General features: G+C 35.3%; 14 protein-coding genes and 1 riboswitch. Of the genes, 9 read left to right on the top strand and 5 right to left on the bottom strand.

Features of this window, described 5'->3' with window-relative positions; translation table 11 throughout:
* The first annotated feature begins 4 nt into the window (after positions 1 to 4).
* The 4 genes from EKG35_RS05655 to EKG35_RS05640 all read left to right on the top strand — a co-directional run bounded on the left by EKG35_RS05655 (position 5) and on the right by EKG35_RS05640 (position 3779).
* Positions 5 to 970, top strand: a complete 966-nt coding sequence (locus EKG35_RS05655; RefSeq protein WP_185807651.1) for an ABC transporter ATP-binding protein — start codon at positions 5 to 7, stop codon at positions 968 to 970.
* Positions 967 to 1758: an ATP-binding cassette domain-containing protein gene (locus EKG35_RS05650; protein WP_126293482.1), complete on the top strand. Its 792-nt coding sequence runs from the start codon at positions 967 to 969 to the stop codon at positions 1756 to 1758. Before EKG35_RS05655 ends, EKG35_RS05650 begins: the two co-directional genes overlap by 4 nt.
* A gap of 347 nt (positions 1759 to 2105) precedes the next feature.
* Positions 2106 to 3092, top strand: coding sequence for an NAD(P)/FAD-dependent oxidoreductase (locus EKG35_RS05645; RefSeq protein ID WP_126293481.1), 987 nt, complete (start codon positions 2106 to 2108; stop codon positions 3090 to 3092).
* Positions 3093 to 3182: 90 nt separating this feature from the next.
* The gene (locus EKG35_RS05640) at positions 3183 to 3779 is read left to right on the top strand and encodes a nitroreductase family protein (protein ID WP_126293480.1); all 597 of its coding nucleotides are present in this window, start codon (positions 3183 to 3185) and stop codon (positions 3777 to 3779) included.
* Positions 3780 to 3928: 149 nt separating this feature from the next.
* Here the strand turns inward: EKG35_RS05640 and EKG35_RS05635 are convergent, their stop codons facing one another.
* On the bottom strand, positions 3929 to 5050 hold the full coding sequence (locus EKG35_RS05635) for a class II histone deacetylase (protein ID WP_126293479.1): 1122 nt from the start codon (positions 5048 to 5050) through the stop codon (positions 3929 to 3931).
* A gap of 157 nt (positions 5051 to 5207) precedes the next feature.
* On the opposite strand from EKG35_RS05635, the gene EKG35_RS05630 reads away from it, so the two are divergent.
* A complete protein-coding gene (locus EKG35_RS05630; RefSeq protein WP_126293478.1) occupies positions 5208 to 5924 on the top strand; it encodes a helix-turn-helix transcriptional regulator in 717 nt (238 codons plus the stop codon).
* Positions 5925 to 6063: 139 nt separating this feature from the next.
* Here the strand turns inward: EKG35_RS05630 and EKG35_RS05625 are convergent, their stop codons facing one another.
* A complete protein-coding gene (locus EKG35_RS05625; protein ID WP_126293477.1) occupies positions 6064 to 6693 on the bottom strand; it encodes a helix-turn-helix transcriptional regulator in 630 nt (209 codons plus the stop codon).
* Between the two features lie 337 nt (positions 6694 to 7030).
* Positions 7031 to 7115: riboswitch (cyclic di-GMP riboswitch) on the top strand.
* Between the two features lie 78 nt (positions 7116 to 7193).
* Between EKG35_RS05625 and EKG35_RS05620 the strand changes: the two genes are divergently transcribed.
* Complete coding sequence (locus EKG35_RS05620; RefSeq protein WP_126293476.1) at positions 7194 to 8600, top strand: DUF5667 domain-containing protein; 1407 nt, start codon at positions 7194 to 7196, stop codon at positions 8598 to 8600.
* 71 nt (positions 8601 to 8671) lie between these two features.
* On the opposite strand, the gene EKG35_RS05615 is transcribed toward EKG35_RS05620, so the two are convergent.
* Positions 8672 to 9550, bottom strand: coding sequence for a DMT family transporter (locus tag EKG35_RS05615; protein WP_126293475.1), 879 nt, complete (start codon positions 9548 to 9550; stop codon positions 8672 to 8674).
* Positions 9551 to 9812: 262 nt separating this feature from the next.
* Between EKG35_RS05615 and EKG35_RS05610 the strand changes: the two genes are divergently transcribed.
* On the top strand, positions 9813 to 10727 hold the full coding sequence (locus tag EKG35_RS05610) for a S66 peptidase family protein (protein WP_126293474.1): 915 nt from the start codon (positions 9813 to 9815) through the stop codon (positions 10725 to 10727).
* Positions 10728 to 10947: 220 nt separating this feature from the next.
* On the opposite strand, the gene EKG35_RS05605 is transcribed toward EKG35_RS05610, so the two are convergent.
* A complete protein-coding gene (locus EKG35_RS05605) occupies positions 10948 to 11460 on the bottom strand; it encodes a DIP1984 family protein (RefSeq protein ID WP_126293473.1) in 513 nt (170 codons plus the stop codon).
* 13 nt (positions 11461 to 11473) lie between these two features.
* A complete protein-coding gene (locus EKG35_RS05600) occupies positions 11474 to 12163 on the bottom strand; it encodes a B3/B4 domain-containing protein (RefSeq protein ID WP_126293472.1) in 690 nt (229 codons plus the stop codon).
* Positions 12164 to 12247: 84 nt separating this feature from the next.
* On the opposite strand from EKG35_RS05600, the gene queG reads away from it, so the two are divergent.
* Positions 12248 to 13387 carry a tRNA epoxyqueuosine(34) reductase QueG gene (gene queG, locus EKG35_RS05595; RefSeq protein ID WP_126293471.1) on the top strand — a complete coding sequence of 380 codons (1140 nt, stop codon included), beginning with the start codon at positions 12248 to 12250 and terminating at the stop codon, positions 13385 to 13387.
* Positions 13388 to 13613: 226 nt separating this feature from the next.
* On the top strand, positions 13614 to 14087 hold the full coding sequence (trmL, locus tag EKG35_RS05590) for a tRNA (uridine(34)/cytosine(34)/5-carboxymethylaminomethyluridine(34)-2'-O)-methyltransferase TrmL (RefSeq protein ID WP_126293502.1): 474 nt from the start codon (positions 13614 to 13616) through the stop codon (positions 14085 to 14087).
* The last annotated feature ends 38 nt before the right edge of the window (positions 14088 to 14125 follow it).

Raw genomic sequence — 14125 nt, 5'->3', positions numbered from 1 at the left:
AATGATGCTGCTAGAAATAAAAAATTTGCATGTTGATTTTGAAGGATTGCGTGGCAAAACAGAGGCTTTGAAAAATATGAATCTCTCTCTTAACAACGGTGAGATATTGGGGATTGTTGGTGAATCGGGTTCAGGTAAATCAATTACCGCTTTATCGATTTTAGGGCTTTTAGAGGAAAATGCCATTATTTCAAAGGGAAAAATCATTTATAATGGCGTAAATATACTTGAATTAAGCAAAAAGGACATACAAGCATTAAGAGGAAAAGAAATCGGTATGGTTTTTCAGGAACCAATGACCGCATTGCAGCCTACGATGAAAATTGGAAAACAGCTTTTTAATGTAATTAAGCAGCATCGCCGTTTATCAACAAAGGAAACAAAAGAAGCTGTGCTCCATGCTTTAAGGGAAGTTCATATTGATCAGCCAGAACTTGTCGCGAGGAAGTATCCATTTGAGCTGAGCGGTGGAATGAGGCAAAGGATTGTAATTGCACTTGCAATGGCGGCTCCACCTAATTTACTTATTGCTGATGAACCGACAACAGCTTTGGATGTAACGATCCAATATGAAATTATTAATCTTATTAAAGAATTAAATGACAAGAGAGGAACCTCTGTTTTACTGATAACGCATGATTTAGGAGTTGTAGCAAATGTATGTGATCGAATTCTCGTAATGTATGCAGGTGAGGTAGTGGAAAGTGGGAGTACGAAACAAGTATTAAATAATCCAATTCATCCATATACAAAATCTCTCCTAGCTGCTTTACCAGATTCAGTTGAACCACATCAACCATTGCAAGCGATAGAAGGTGAACCTCCAAATTTACTTAAACGACCAAAAGGATGTGCTTTTTCTGAGCGATGTCACTATGTTATGGATATTTGCAAAGAGGAGCATCCCGAATTAAAAGATGGTGAATCGAATCATCAAGTATCCTGTTGGTTAGAAAAGGTGATTGTATGATTGAAATTTCACAACTTGAGAAAATTTATAGTACCGGAAAAGATAGTATGATAGCTGTAAAATCAACGAATTTAACTATTAAAGAAGGCGAAATATTGGGAATTGTTGGAGAATCTGGTTCGGGAAAAAGTACGCTGGGAAAAATGATTATTGGCTTGGAAGAACCTTCTAAAGGGAGCATTACTTATAAAGGACAGCAACTTTGGAACAAGCAAAAATATAATCGTGTCCAAGCAGGAGAAATACAAACTGTTTTTCAAGATCCGCAAAGCTCACTTGATCCAAGAATGACTGTAAAAGATATTATTTTAGAGCCGTTATTAGCCTTTCCTAAATTAGAAAGAAAAACTAAAGGAAATAAGGAACGGTTACTACAACTGATAAAGCGAGTAGGTTTAAAGGAAGAGCATCTGGATCGCTATCCACATGAATTTAGTGGTGGACAAAGACAAAGAATTGCTATTGCGCGGGCATTGATTACAGATCCCTCATTTATTGTACTGGATGAGCCTACCTCTGCCTTGGACGTATCCGTACAGGCACAAGTGTTAAATTTACTGAAGGAGTTGCAAAAAGAAAGAAATTTAACCTATTTATTTATTTCCCACAACATGTCGGTAATTCGTTATATGTGTGAAAGAGTGGCTGTAATGTTTAAAGGGGAGATGGTGGAAATTGGAGATACTAAGGAACTATTTGAAAATCCACAACATCCATATACACAAAAGCTATTATCATCAGTGTTAACTATCCAAAAAGATGAAGACAAGCAATCAATCGTTTTATAGATAAACAAACCGTTTCTTATATAGTGGAAACGGTTTTAATTTTGAAAGAAATAAAATGACAATTTTTTGAGCATACTTTTTTAATGACTTTACTATTTCTAAGTTTTATTTAGCTTAGATCACTTTACAATGAGTACAAAACAAAAAAATTGATTTTGTATATTAATTATGATGTAATTTAAATACAATTAGTTTTTATACCATTTAGTATAAAAATGTGAAATAAATAGTTTTCTAGTCTTTTAGCTATTTCTTGAACAAAAAGTTCAGTCCTAATTGTTTTTAAGAATGAGAAATCTTTCAGTTCAACGTGGTTTAAATAAAATTTCCAAATTAAGGAGCTGCTTATGGATACTCAAAAAGTAATTGATATAACAATTATCGGTGGCGGACCAACAGGTTTGTTTTCTACATTTTATGCTGGTATGCGTAATATGAGTGTGAAAATTATTGACAGCCTAGGTCAATTAGGAGGGCAGGTTGCTGAGCTTTATCCGGATAAATATATATACGATATTGGAGGTTTTCCAAAGATATTAGGTAAGGATCTAATCACTAATCTCGTGGATCAAGCAATGTATGCAAAGCCGGAAATATGTTTAAATGAAACAGTTTTAGAGCTTGAGAAAACGAACGATGTTTTTAAATTAACGACAAATAAGGGTTCACATTATACAAAAACAGTTTTAATAACAAGCGGTATTGGGGCATTTCAGCCTAGAAAATTATCGCTTGAAAATGCACAGTACTACGAGAATAAAAACCTGCATTATTCTGTTAAAAATATTAACGATTTTAAAGGTTCAAAAGTATTAGTTTGTGGTGGTGGAGATTCTGCTTTGGATTGGACATTAATGTTAAATGATATCGCAGAAGAAGTAACATTATGCCATAGAAGAGCAGAATTTAAAGCTCATGAAAGCAGTGTAGACAAATTATACAATTCAAAGGTACAAGTGAAAATTCCCTATGTGGTAAAAGAGCTTATTGGCAATGAAGAGCGAATTGAAAAAGTTGCGATTGTCTCTAAAGACGGAACTGAGGAAATGGTAGAAGTAGATCATGTAATTGTTAACTATGGGAACATCACTTCACTTGGCCCTATTAAAAATTGGGGTCTTGAAATGGAGAAAAATTCAATTATTGTGAATTCAAAAATGGAAACAAATATTGAAGGTGTTTATGCTGCAGGCGATATTGCAACTTATGAAGGAAAAGTAAAATTAATTGCAGTAGGATTAGGTGAAGCACCTGTTGCTGTTAATTATGCTAAAAATTATACGGACCCAACATCCAGAATTCAGCCTCTGCACAGTACAAGTATTTTTAAATAAAAGTTGTTTTTTCCTAAAAGGATGCATTTTTACTCTTACTGTATTCTAGAATATTAAAAGAGAAGCAACTCATTTAATGGGGGTGTATGCGTGGATGTTTTAGAAGCTATAAAAACGAGAAGAAGTATTGGGTTGGTTTCAGATGAACCTGTCTCAAAAGAATTAATTGATAAGATTTTAGAAGCGGGAACATGGGCACCAAGTCATTTCCGAACAGAACCGTGGAAGTTTTTCGTATTAATAGGTGATAGCCGGCTGCGATTAGGGAAAACACTTGCAAAAATTGAAGAAAAGAATATGGATGATTCTTCAAGTGAATCAAACCAGAAAAAACTTACGAAAATTATTGAAAAGCCTTTTCGTGCTCCACTAATCATAGCTGTAGCAGTTGAACCTAGTGATAATCCAAAAGCATTTATCCAGGAAGAATATGGGGCTGTTTATGCAGCAATTCAAAATATGCTGTTAGCTGCTCATGGGCTTGGGCTTGGAGGGTATTGGAGAACAGGTAAACCTACTTATGATCCATTAATGAAGGAGCTTTTTAAGATATCTGAAGATGGTGAAATTTTAGGGTTTCTTTATTTTGGCCATCCTAAAAGAACAGTTCCAGAAGGAAAAAGAAGAGATTTAAATGAAGTGACGACATGGCTATCAAGCGAAAATGATTTTGATAAGCTAGTTTAATAGTCAGTTCTGTAAAAAAATTAAGGCTTACTTCTAAAGGGTAATTTACTTAGAAGTAAGCCTTTTTGTTTATGAAATTGTTTTCAGTAGTCTAATTGATAAAAAATAAAAAGAAGAAACTCTCAACATAAGAGTTTCTCCTCCAATTTTTAGGCTTCTACAGTTAAATTCCAATAAGCAGATTGAACTTCTTTAACTTTAGCAATGTACTCCTTTTGAATATCAAATAATTCTTCGATTGGAAGATCTTTAAATCCTTCTATAAATGGATCTTCAACATCTGTTCGATTTCCACTTAATTCTTCTACAATAGCTAGTGAGCAAAACGGTACATATGCGGCACTATATCCACCTTCGTGGCAAGCAACAAGTTTTCCATTACAATGTTTTTCAGCTAAATTAAGCATAAAGCTTGTCATTTGTCTGTATCCTTCTGCATTTACCATCATTCGAGCAAGTGGATCAAACACGCTAGCATCTTGTCCAGCAGATATTAATATTAAATCTGGTTTAAATTGATCAGCAATTGGCTCTACTATTTCTTTTAATGCATGCATATACCCTGCATTCCCTGTCCCAGCTGGAAGAGGGATGTTTACATTTCGACCAATACCATTTCCCTTACCTATATCTTCGCGATTTCCACGTCCAGGTGGATATAAACGTTCTTGATGCAGAGAAATGAATAATACGTTTGGATCGTCATAGAAAGCTGATTCTGTACCGTTTCCATGATGTACATCCCAGTCGATAATCATTATTCTTTCTAGACCAAGTATATTACGAGCGTACTTAGCAGCAATTGCAACATTATTGAATAAACAGAATCCCATTCCTAGCTCTGCCTCAGCGTGATGACCTGGGGGACGCGTCAAAGCATAAGCGTTATCAACTTCGCCTTTTACTACAGATTCAACTGCTGTAATTGCTCCACCAGCTGATAATAAAGCGATTTCATAAGAGCCTTTACCTACCAGTGCTAGTGCACCTGCATCTCCAAAACCAGCGTCACTTAGTTCCTTCACTTTATTTATATACGTTTCAGGATGATAGAATTTTATTTCCTCAACAGTAGCTGGTCGAGGTTTAATCTGGATTAACTTATCCATTAATCCGCTTACTTCAAGTAGATTTTTAAAGCGTCGTTTTGTTGCGGGATTTTCCGAATGAACATCAGTTTCGATATAACCACCAGGGGGCATAAATAAAGCACCATTCCCAGTATCATGCCAGAAATACTTTTCATCATAAATAAATGCCGTCTTCTTCAAATATAATCCCTCCACCTTTAATTTTTATTATTGCTATTTCCATTAAAATATTTTTATTAGAAACTTACTATTACCCAAGTGGGTGATTTTATAGAATATTCATAACATTTAAACTACAGAAATATATATAATTAGGAGATTAATAAGGAGGGAAATTATGACTAGTCATAGTTTGACAGCTAAGGAATACGAAAGAATTATCCATTTTTCGTCCGAAATTGCTTATCCAGTGGAAAATATACGCTTACACATTCAGCATAAACTAGCTGACATTTTTGGGTATGATCAAACTATTTTTTGGTATGCAGACGATAATGGGAATTTAAGGGATCCTATTAATTACAAGCTTAGTGATAGAGCATTAATAGACTATCTTGCTGAATATCATCATTATGACTTATTACATCCGAATAAAAATGTTAATTTGTTTCGTGAAAAAAGAGCTATTCGATTAGTTGATCTTATGACACCTAAACAGTATGAGAAATCTCTTTTTTACAGTGAGTTTATGAAGGAATATGGATATCATGATGAACTAGTAGTAGCATTACTTCATCAAGGAGTTTTTGTCGGAGTTATAGGAATGGCTCAAAAAAAAGATTCTTATAAATTTACAGCAAATGATTGCATGACATTACGCCTAGTATCAGATGTTATAGCATCTGTACTTCAACACCAATTTAATAATAAAAATGGTATTGGTCTTCTTTCCGAAAGAGAACAAGATGTTGCGATTTTAGTTAAAAAAGGGTGGACTAATTCAGCAATAGCTAAAGAATTGCATATCTCTATTAATACAGTAAAGAAACACTTGCAAAATATTTATGAAAAATACGATGTAAGTAATCGAACTCAGCTGGTACAAAAACTATAGTATTTGTTTTCCCTGCTCCTAAAAAAGAATAAGAGGCTGCAAAATGTAAGAGAAGTGAGTATTTAAATGACATACTCACTTCTCTTAATTGGGAATTATAGGTGGATTAAGGATCACTAAATTTAATTAGGTATTATATTTAATTAAATTTCAGTTTGAATTTACAATGATCATCTCCGTCTGTTTTACAACAAACTCGGCGAACTTGATCCGTGTCCAGTACATTTTTAAACATTTCTGTCTCACAACGGCAAGCCATTTTAAACTCCTGTGCAACAGAATAGATAGGGCAGTTATATTCAATCAACTCAAAGGTTTGGTTATCTAATTGGGTAACATTTGCCATATAACCTTTTTCATTTTGTATGTTAACAAGTTCATCAATTTTTTCAGTTATTGATTTATTGTTCATTCGATTTTTGTATTCTTGAGTAAGTCGATTTTCTCTTCTCTCGAACAAAAGCTGGATGGATTTCTCACCATGAAGTTCTTCTATATCCCTAAGAAACTCAAGTGTTATTCCCTCGTAGTTTTTAGGGAAAATTTGATCCCCTTTATCTGTCAATGAGTAAACTTGAAGTGGTCGACCCATTGATTGTTTAGTTTCAGTAGATTTAACAAGTCCTTCATTTTCTAAAACAATTAGATGCTTTCTAACAGCCATATGAGTAATATTTAATAGCTCTGTTAGTTCATTAACTGACAATGAAACTTCTTTTTTCAGCAGCTCTAAAATACGATCTCTAGTATTGATTTTAGCTTTTATCATACAATTCACCTCAATTCTTAAGTAAATCCATACGATGATTTAAACCTGATTAAACTATAAAATGGGTTGGGAACTACCACACTACTTATTTATTATACTATAAAGTATAAAATGTAAAAAAGGAACCATTGTCACAAATTTAAAAGCTAGTTCAAAAAAATAGAAAGTTAATAGAAATACATAAATTTTGCAAACACACTATCCAGTTAAAAAAGGTTTTAGCTTTTTAAAGAATATAGGAAAAGGATGTGAAAGATATAGTAAAAAATATTTATAGTCATCCTTTTAACTATAAAGTATATTTTAATTAGATAATGAGAACGGAATATTGTTCCTCATTTGAAAAAGGCAAATCTATCGAAAGGTAGAGACGCAAAGTCACAGATCTTCCGTAATTATACAAAGATGGCTGGGCTGCCAAATGAAGAATGGAGAAGCTACTCAGATAATACCCGAGTCTATCAAAATTCTTCCCTAATAAATTTTGGAGGGATTTTTTTATGTCAAAAAAGTATTTTACTAGTAATTTCAGAAATGTGTTGGCTACAAGTGTAATGGCAACGGCGTTTGCTTTTGGAAGTGGACAGGCATTGGCAAATGAAGAGCAACCAGTTACTCAACAACAAGTTGAAGAGCAAGTTGTAGAAGAAAAAGAAGTTAAGGAAGTTGCACCTTCCGAGGAACAACAAACAACAGAAGATACTATCGATGATTCTAAAACTGTTGAAGATGTAAACGAAGATTCATTAAGTAAAGTTGAATCTGAACCAAAAGTTACAAACGAGACTGAAGAAGGAACTAACGAAGAAACAGATGGTGAACCAGTAGTAGAGGAAAGCGAAGATACTGAAAAAATTGAAGAAGAACCTTCTTTAATACCAGGCGACTTTTTTTATTTTATGAAAAAATTAAAGGAAAATGTCCAATTGGCACTTACATTTGATGATGTAAAAGAATCAGAGCTACTAGCATCTTTTGCAGAAGAACGTATTGCAGAAGCAGAGGCATTACTTGCAGACGGTGAGGAAGAGTTAGCTAGTGAATTACTAGAAAAAGCATTAGAACAGCAAGAACTAGCTTTAGAAAAATATGAAGAAGAAAAAGAAGCAGAACAAGAAGTTGAGGAAGAAGGAAGTGAAAATACTGAAGAGACAGCTGCAGAAGAAGACGCTGATTCAGAAGGTTCTGAGCTAGAAACTAAATTCGCTGCAAATATCATTGCTTTACAAGCCGTTTTAGAAAAAATAGAAAACCCTAAAGCGAAAGAAGCAATTGCAAAAAATATCGAAAAAGCACAAGAAAAGCTTGAAAAGAAAATAAATAAAGAATTAACTAAGCAAGCAAAAAAAGCTGAAAAGAAAAGTGAAGAGCTTGAAGCTACTACTGATGAAAAAAGCTTAGAAGAAAATGTGGACGTTGAAAATAAAGAAGTAATTGTAGAAGAAAATGAAATTGATAATGATGCTGAAGCTGCAACTTCAAATCAAGAAACAACGAATGAATCAACTGTTAATACCGAGAAACAACAAAAAGCTGTAGAGGCTCAGAAGAAAGCAGCAGAAAAACAAGCTGAAGCTGTGAAAAAGGCTGAGGAAAACCAACTAGAGGCTGCAAGGAAGCAAGCAGAAGCTGTAAAAAAAGCGGAAGAAAAACAACTTGAAGCCGCAAAAAAAGCGGAAGAAAAACAGCTTGAAGCTGCAAAAAAAGCACAAGAAAAACAAGCAGAACAAGAAGCAAAGCAACAAGAGAAAATTAATAAAGCACAAGAAAAACAAGCTGAAGCTGCAGCAAAACAAGCAGAAAAGGAAAGTGAAAAAGCTGTAAAACAACAAGAACAGCAAAATAAAGAATCGGAGAAAAAAGCAGAAAAGGAAAGTAAAGGCAATGGAAAAGAAAAAGGAGAATAAAAAGTAGAAGTTTTTATTCTCCATCAAAAAATGTCCCGAAAGTATTCAAATCTATACTTTTGGGACATTTTTTAGTTTCGATTCGTTAATATAACCCCGCCAATTACAGCCAGTCCCCCTATTACTTGGGCAAGCTTAAGTTGTTCTCCTATGAAAACAGTGGCAAATATCGCTGAAAAAAATGGGATGAAATTTAAATAAATGCTTGCACGATTTGCACCAATTTGAATAACGCCGTAGTTCCAACTTAAAAAAGCAACGATGGATGCTAAAATGCCTACATAAAAGACTGCCCCTATTGTTTTAACAGACCAAATGATTGGACTATCTAATGTAATATGCTCATAAATTGCGAATGGCAATAGCATTAGTGCACCGATTGCAATACTTACTAAAAATGTTGAAAAACCTGGCAATCGATCAGCGTATTGTTTAACTAATAACGAATAAATACTCCAACAGAAAACAGCTACAATAACAATTAAATCCCCTTTATTAAATGTAAATTGCTGTAGACTTTCCAATGAACCTCCTGAAAGAATAAAAGTAACTCCTAAAAGTGAGATAGCAGTTCCAATCATTTGATTTCTGGATAAACGTTCTTTTAAAAAAATAAAGGAAAGAATATAAATAAAGATAGGTGTTGTTGAGTTCATTAAGGAAGCATTTATGGAAGTAGTTGAATAAACACCAATATAAACAAGTGTATTAAAAGCTGCCACTCCTGTTAATGCAAGGACAAGAACAATCTTCCAATGCCCTTTGAATTTTGGCCAATCTCGTTTAGCATGCTTAAAAGCAAGAGGAAAGAATACGAGAAATGCTAGACACCATCTTAAAAAGGCAAGGGTAAACGGAGGAATTTCACCTGTTACCGCGCGCCCAATTACAAAATTTCCTCCCCAAAGAATGGTCGCTAATATTAGTAAAATATATGGTGGGAATTTCATACAAAAACTCCTTCAATTTAATATATTTATTATAGCGATACAGTAATTGCTTGTTCAACGCCATTTTCATATTTCGGAATAGTTTAGAAAGAGTTATTTTATACCTCACCATAGAAGACGTTGGTTGTAGATACAAATAATCTGTATCAAAGCCCAAACAGGTACAAATAAATTTTGTACCGAAGCTTAGGACGCTGAGTAATTACGCTGATAAGTAATTGATATGGTACAATCTTTTTATCAAAGTCAGGGGGAAGTATAAATGAAAATTCGACCAAAGCGATTAAATATTGGGGATACAGTAGGCGTAGTGGCGTTAAGTAGCCCGCTTGCGATGGAAAAGCTGCCAGAAAAGCTGGAGTTTTTAGAATCACTCGGACTTCGTTATAAATTAGGCGAAACAGTTGGACTAACAGGCAACTATTTATCAGGAACAGATGAGGAACGGCTAAATGATTTACATAAAATGATACAAGATCCTGAAATAAAGGCGATTTTTTGTTTAAGAGGCGGCTACGGGGCTGCCCGTATTGCAGACCGTATAGATTACCAGCTGCTTACCGAAAACCCTAAAATCTTTTGGGGATTTTCAGATATAACATATTTCCACAACGCTTTTCAGGAATATTCAAATATCGTAACGTTCCATGGACCAATGCTGTCATCAGTTGGATCAAATCATTTTTCAGAGCTATCGAAAAAAATGTTCCAACAGCTTTTCATACCATTTGAAATTCAATACGATGCAAATATTTCCCCTCTTCAAACAATTGTGCCAGGGTCTGCCCGTGGGGAATTAACAGGTGGAAACTTGCATCGGCTAGTAAGTACATTAGGGACAAAATTTGAATTTGATGCAAAAGGCAAGATTCTGTTATTTGAAGATATTGGGGAGCCTCTGCAAAAAATAGACGGCATGCTTAATCAGCTCCGCCTTGCACGGAAGCTGGATGAGGCGGCTGGTTTTGTAATAGGCAATTTTTCAGAGCTTGAGGATGGAGCACAAATAGAAGATGTGTGGAACATTTTTGAAGAATATTTAAAACCGCTTAAAAAACCCGTTGTTACAGGATTTATGATAGGACATTGTGAACCAAACATAGCATTGCCATTAGGGGTAGATGCTATTTTAGATGCAGATTTAAAAATATTAAGGGTATTACCTGGGGTTGAATAATTAAAAAGAAGCCGTCTCAATTTGAGGCGGCTTCTAACATAACGTCTGTCAAAATTAAGATTACTATTAATCAAGTCTTGTGGGCTTTTACTATAGTTGGTTATTAGTTAAAGGTCACAAAGTAACAGGTTAAAGGTAATCGGTTTCACATTAAGTTTGCGTGGCAGGCAAAGGACAGATCGTTATGCCTCGGGTTGGAGTCTCACCTTCCCGAGGTTTACTAGAAGTAATTTGAATCGTCAAATTCAATTTCTACTTGATAATTTTTTGCGTTGATTAAGTTTGATAATCTATGAGCATCTTTTTCTAATTCATTTGCACGATTGCGATACTCAGCAGGATCGTACATCGCAACTTGATAGAAAATAATGTTGTCGCTAGTACTATATAGTCGTTCTCTTTCTTCTTTGCCGAGATCTTTATAAAGGCTGGCTTCAGCTCGTAATTGGGAAGCTAATTCAATTGCTTCAACTATCGGCAGTTCTTCCCCTTTAAAAGATATAGTATTGTCGATATTTGCTCGGTAAATAAGCTTATCAAGTGTCCGGGAGTCTTTGCGTACTTGAGCAAGTTCCTTCTCTACTTCATTAAGTGGTCTTCCAGATGGATTTGGTTTCTCCCCCTTTTCTACAACGGCATGAGAAACTAAATGAATTTCACTTATTAATTCTTGAATTTTTTTTGTCAAAATGCTCTTTAATTTAACCCCTTCTGCTAAAGGTATCTTTTTCACACAATCAGCTCCTCTAAATTGTTAATACTGGATTATCTTTTGTTAATAATTCCGTTGTATAGTCGCCGCCATTAATTTGTGTAAACATCTTACCGGCAGATTCCAGCAGCTCCTTGCATTCGTTTTCCTGCAGTGATGGGCGCAAATAAAAGATTTGAATTGCATCATGAGTTTCTTCAGTTACTGCAGTTCTTATTGAATCAACAAATGGACTACCGAAAGCCCCTTCTGCATCTTTACTAAATAAAATGTTTTTTAGCGAATTGAATCGGCCATTTAGTCCTTCATAGCCTGTTTCTTCATCGCCTAAAGCAATTTCAATATCTCCATGAATTTTTGCAATATCGTAAATGCCTATTGGAATTTCATATTGTAATGAAAAGAAATTATTTAAATCTACTGCTGAATGAAATGGAGTTAAATAGTTTTGTTTTGCAATACGACGTATTAAACTTTCAGCGGAATGGCGATAGCGGTTTGGGTCAGCGCCCAATGACTTCCAAATTTTCCGCCACTCTGCAATCCCAGGACGCTCAGTAACAGGATTTTCTTGAAGTTCTAAATATAGGTTCTCTTGATAAAGTTGTGTGCGTCCTTTTATCATTTGAGGAGATTCTGACACAATAATTTTGGTATAATGGATAATGCCGATTTTTAATTGGTCATTGGTAGTTAGAAGTGAATTGCTTAATGAAATGTTCATTGTTAAAATCACCTACTATAGTTAAATTACGCGTAATTTTGCGATGTTACCATAAATACTAACAGAAAAGGAGAAGGATGGGAAATGAAAATCGAATCTTTGCAATCCGAGTTAATTGAATACGCAAAATCAATTGGCGTCGATAAAATCGGTTTTACACATGCTTCTCCATTTAATGAGTTGAAAAACCGACTAAAACGCCAACAGGAATTAGGCTATCAATCAGGCTTTGAAGAATCCGATATCGAAAAGCGCACCGAACCAATAAGACTTTTAAATAGTGCGGAAAGTATTATTGCCATAGCCTTAGCCTACCCTTCGAAAATGAAGGATGCTCCAGTTGGAAAAAAAGGGTCGCGCCGAGGGATTTTTGCCCGCGCATCGTGGGGAATTGATTATCACGTGGCAGTTAGAGAACGCCTCAAATTAATCGAAGAATGGCTAAAAGAACGAGTGCCAACTGTCCAAGTTAAGTCAATGGTGGATACGGGAGAACTTGTTGATCGTGCAGTAGCTGAACGTGCGGGCATTGGTTGGAGTGGGAAAAATTGCTCCATCATCACACCTGAGTTTGGTTCATACGTTTACCTAGGTGAAATGATTACAAATATTCCGTTTGCACCAGATGACCCTATTGAAAATGAGTGTGGCGACTGTACACTTTGCTTAGACGTTTGCCCAACAGGTGCTCTAGTAGAAGCAGGTCAATTGAATGCTCAAAGGTGTGTCGCATTTTTAACGCAAACAAAAGACTTTCTGCCAGATGAATTCCGTACAGAAATTGGAAATCGGATTTATGGCTGTGATACTTGCCAAACTGTATGTCCAAAAAATAAAGGGAAAACGAATTGGATACATGAGGAATTTAAGCCTGATCCCGAGCTGGCAAAACCATTGTTACAGCCATTATTAAAAATTTCAAATAAAGAATTTAAAGCAAAGTTTGGTTCAATGTCTGGCTCATGGCGTGGGAAAAAGCCAATTCAGCGAAATGCAATTATTGCATTAGCACATTTTAGAGAACAGTCTGCAGTACCAGATTTAATTGATGTGATGAAAAAAGATGAACGACCAGTAATGCGCGGTACTGCTGCTTGGGCAATCGGCAAAATTGGGGGTCCGTTAGCAGAAGAAGCCTTATCAAAAGCTTATGAACAAGAGAGTGATGAGGACGTGCTTCGTGAAATAGAAAAAGGAATTAAACTATTAAATGTTTCATTATAATAGAAATTGTTTAGAAGAAGTATAAAATTTTTTGAAGAGTGTCTAACTCCAGCACCCGGCCCCTCGACATCGCGGTCTGCTCTCGCTCGAAAGCTAAAAAAGCTTCACGGATTCAGGCCCCGCAACACATGGATGTGCAAGTGCCGACAATGCCATACGATGTGACGTTTTATCGACACGGGGCTAAGCGGAGTGCTTACGCTTTTCTAAGAGGGAAGTGTCTAGTTTGCCATTGCATATTGTGTTATATCAACCTGAAATACCTGCAAATACAGGAAATATTGCGAGGACCTGTGCAGGAACAAATACATCATTGCATTTAATCCGTCCTTTAGGATTTTCAACTGATGATAAAATGCTAAAGCGCGCGGGTCTTGATTATTGGGAGCATGTTAATGTCGTATATCATGATTCGCTAGAAGACTTTTTGGAGTATTCAAAGGATGGCGATGTGTATTTAATCGAAACATATAGTGATGAGCCATTTACGACTCATGATTTTAGTAATCGTGAGCGAGATATTTATTTTATGTTTGGGAAGGAAACAACAGGTTTACCAAAGGATTTCGCATATGAACGCCGGGATATGTGCTTGCGTATTCCACAAAGTAATCATGTTCGTTCGCTAAATTTATCGAATACTGCAGCCATTGTCATTTATGAAGCTTTAAGGCAGCAAAATTATCCAGGCTTGAAATAAAAAAGCATTTTACTTCTACAAATGTAGGGGTAAAATGC

The organism is Lysinibacillus telephonicus, assembly GCF_003966145.1.
GTDB classification, from domain to species: domain Bacteria; phylum Bacillota; class Bacilli; order Bacillales_A; family Planococcaceae; genus Ureibacillus; species Ureibacillus telephonicus.
The sequence above is the reverse complement of the archived record's forward strand: the minus strand, read 5'-3'. Positions and strand labels throughout refer to the sequence as shown.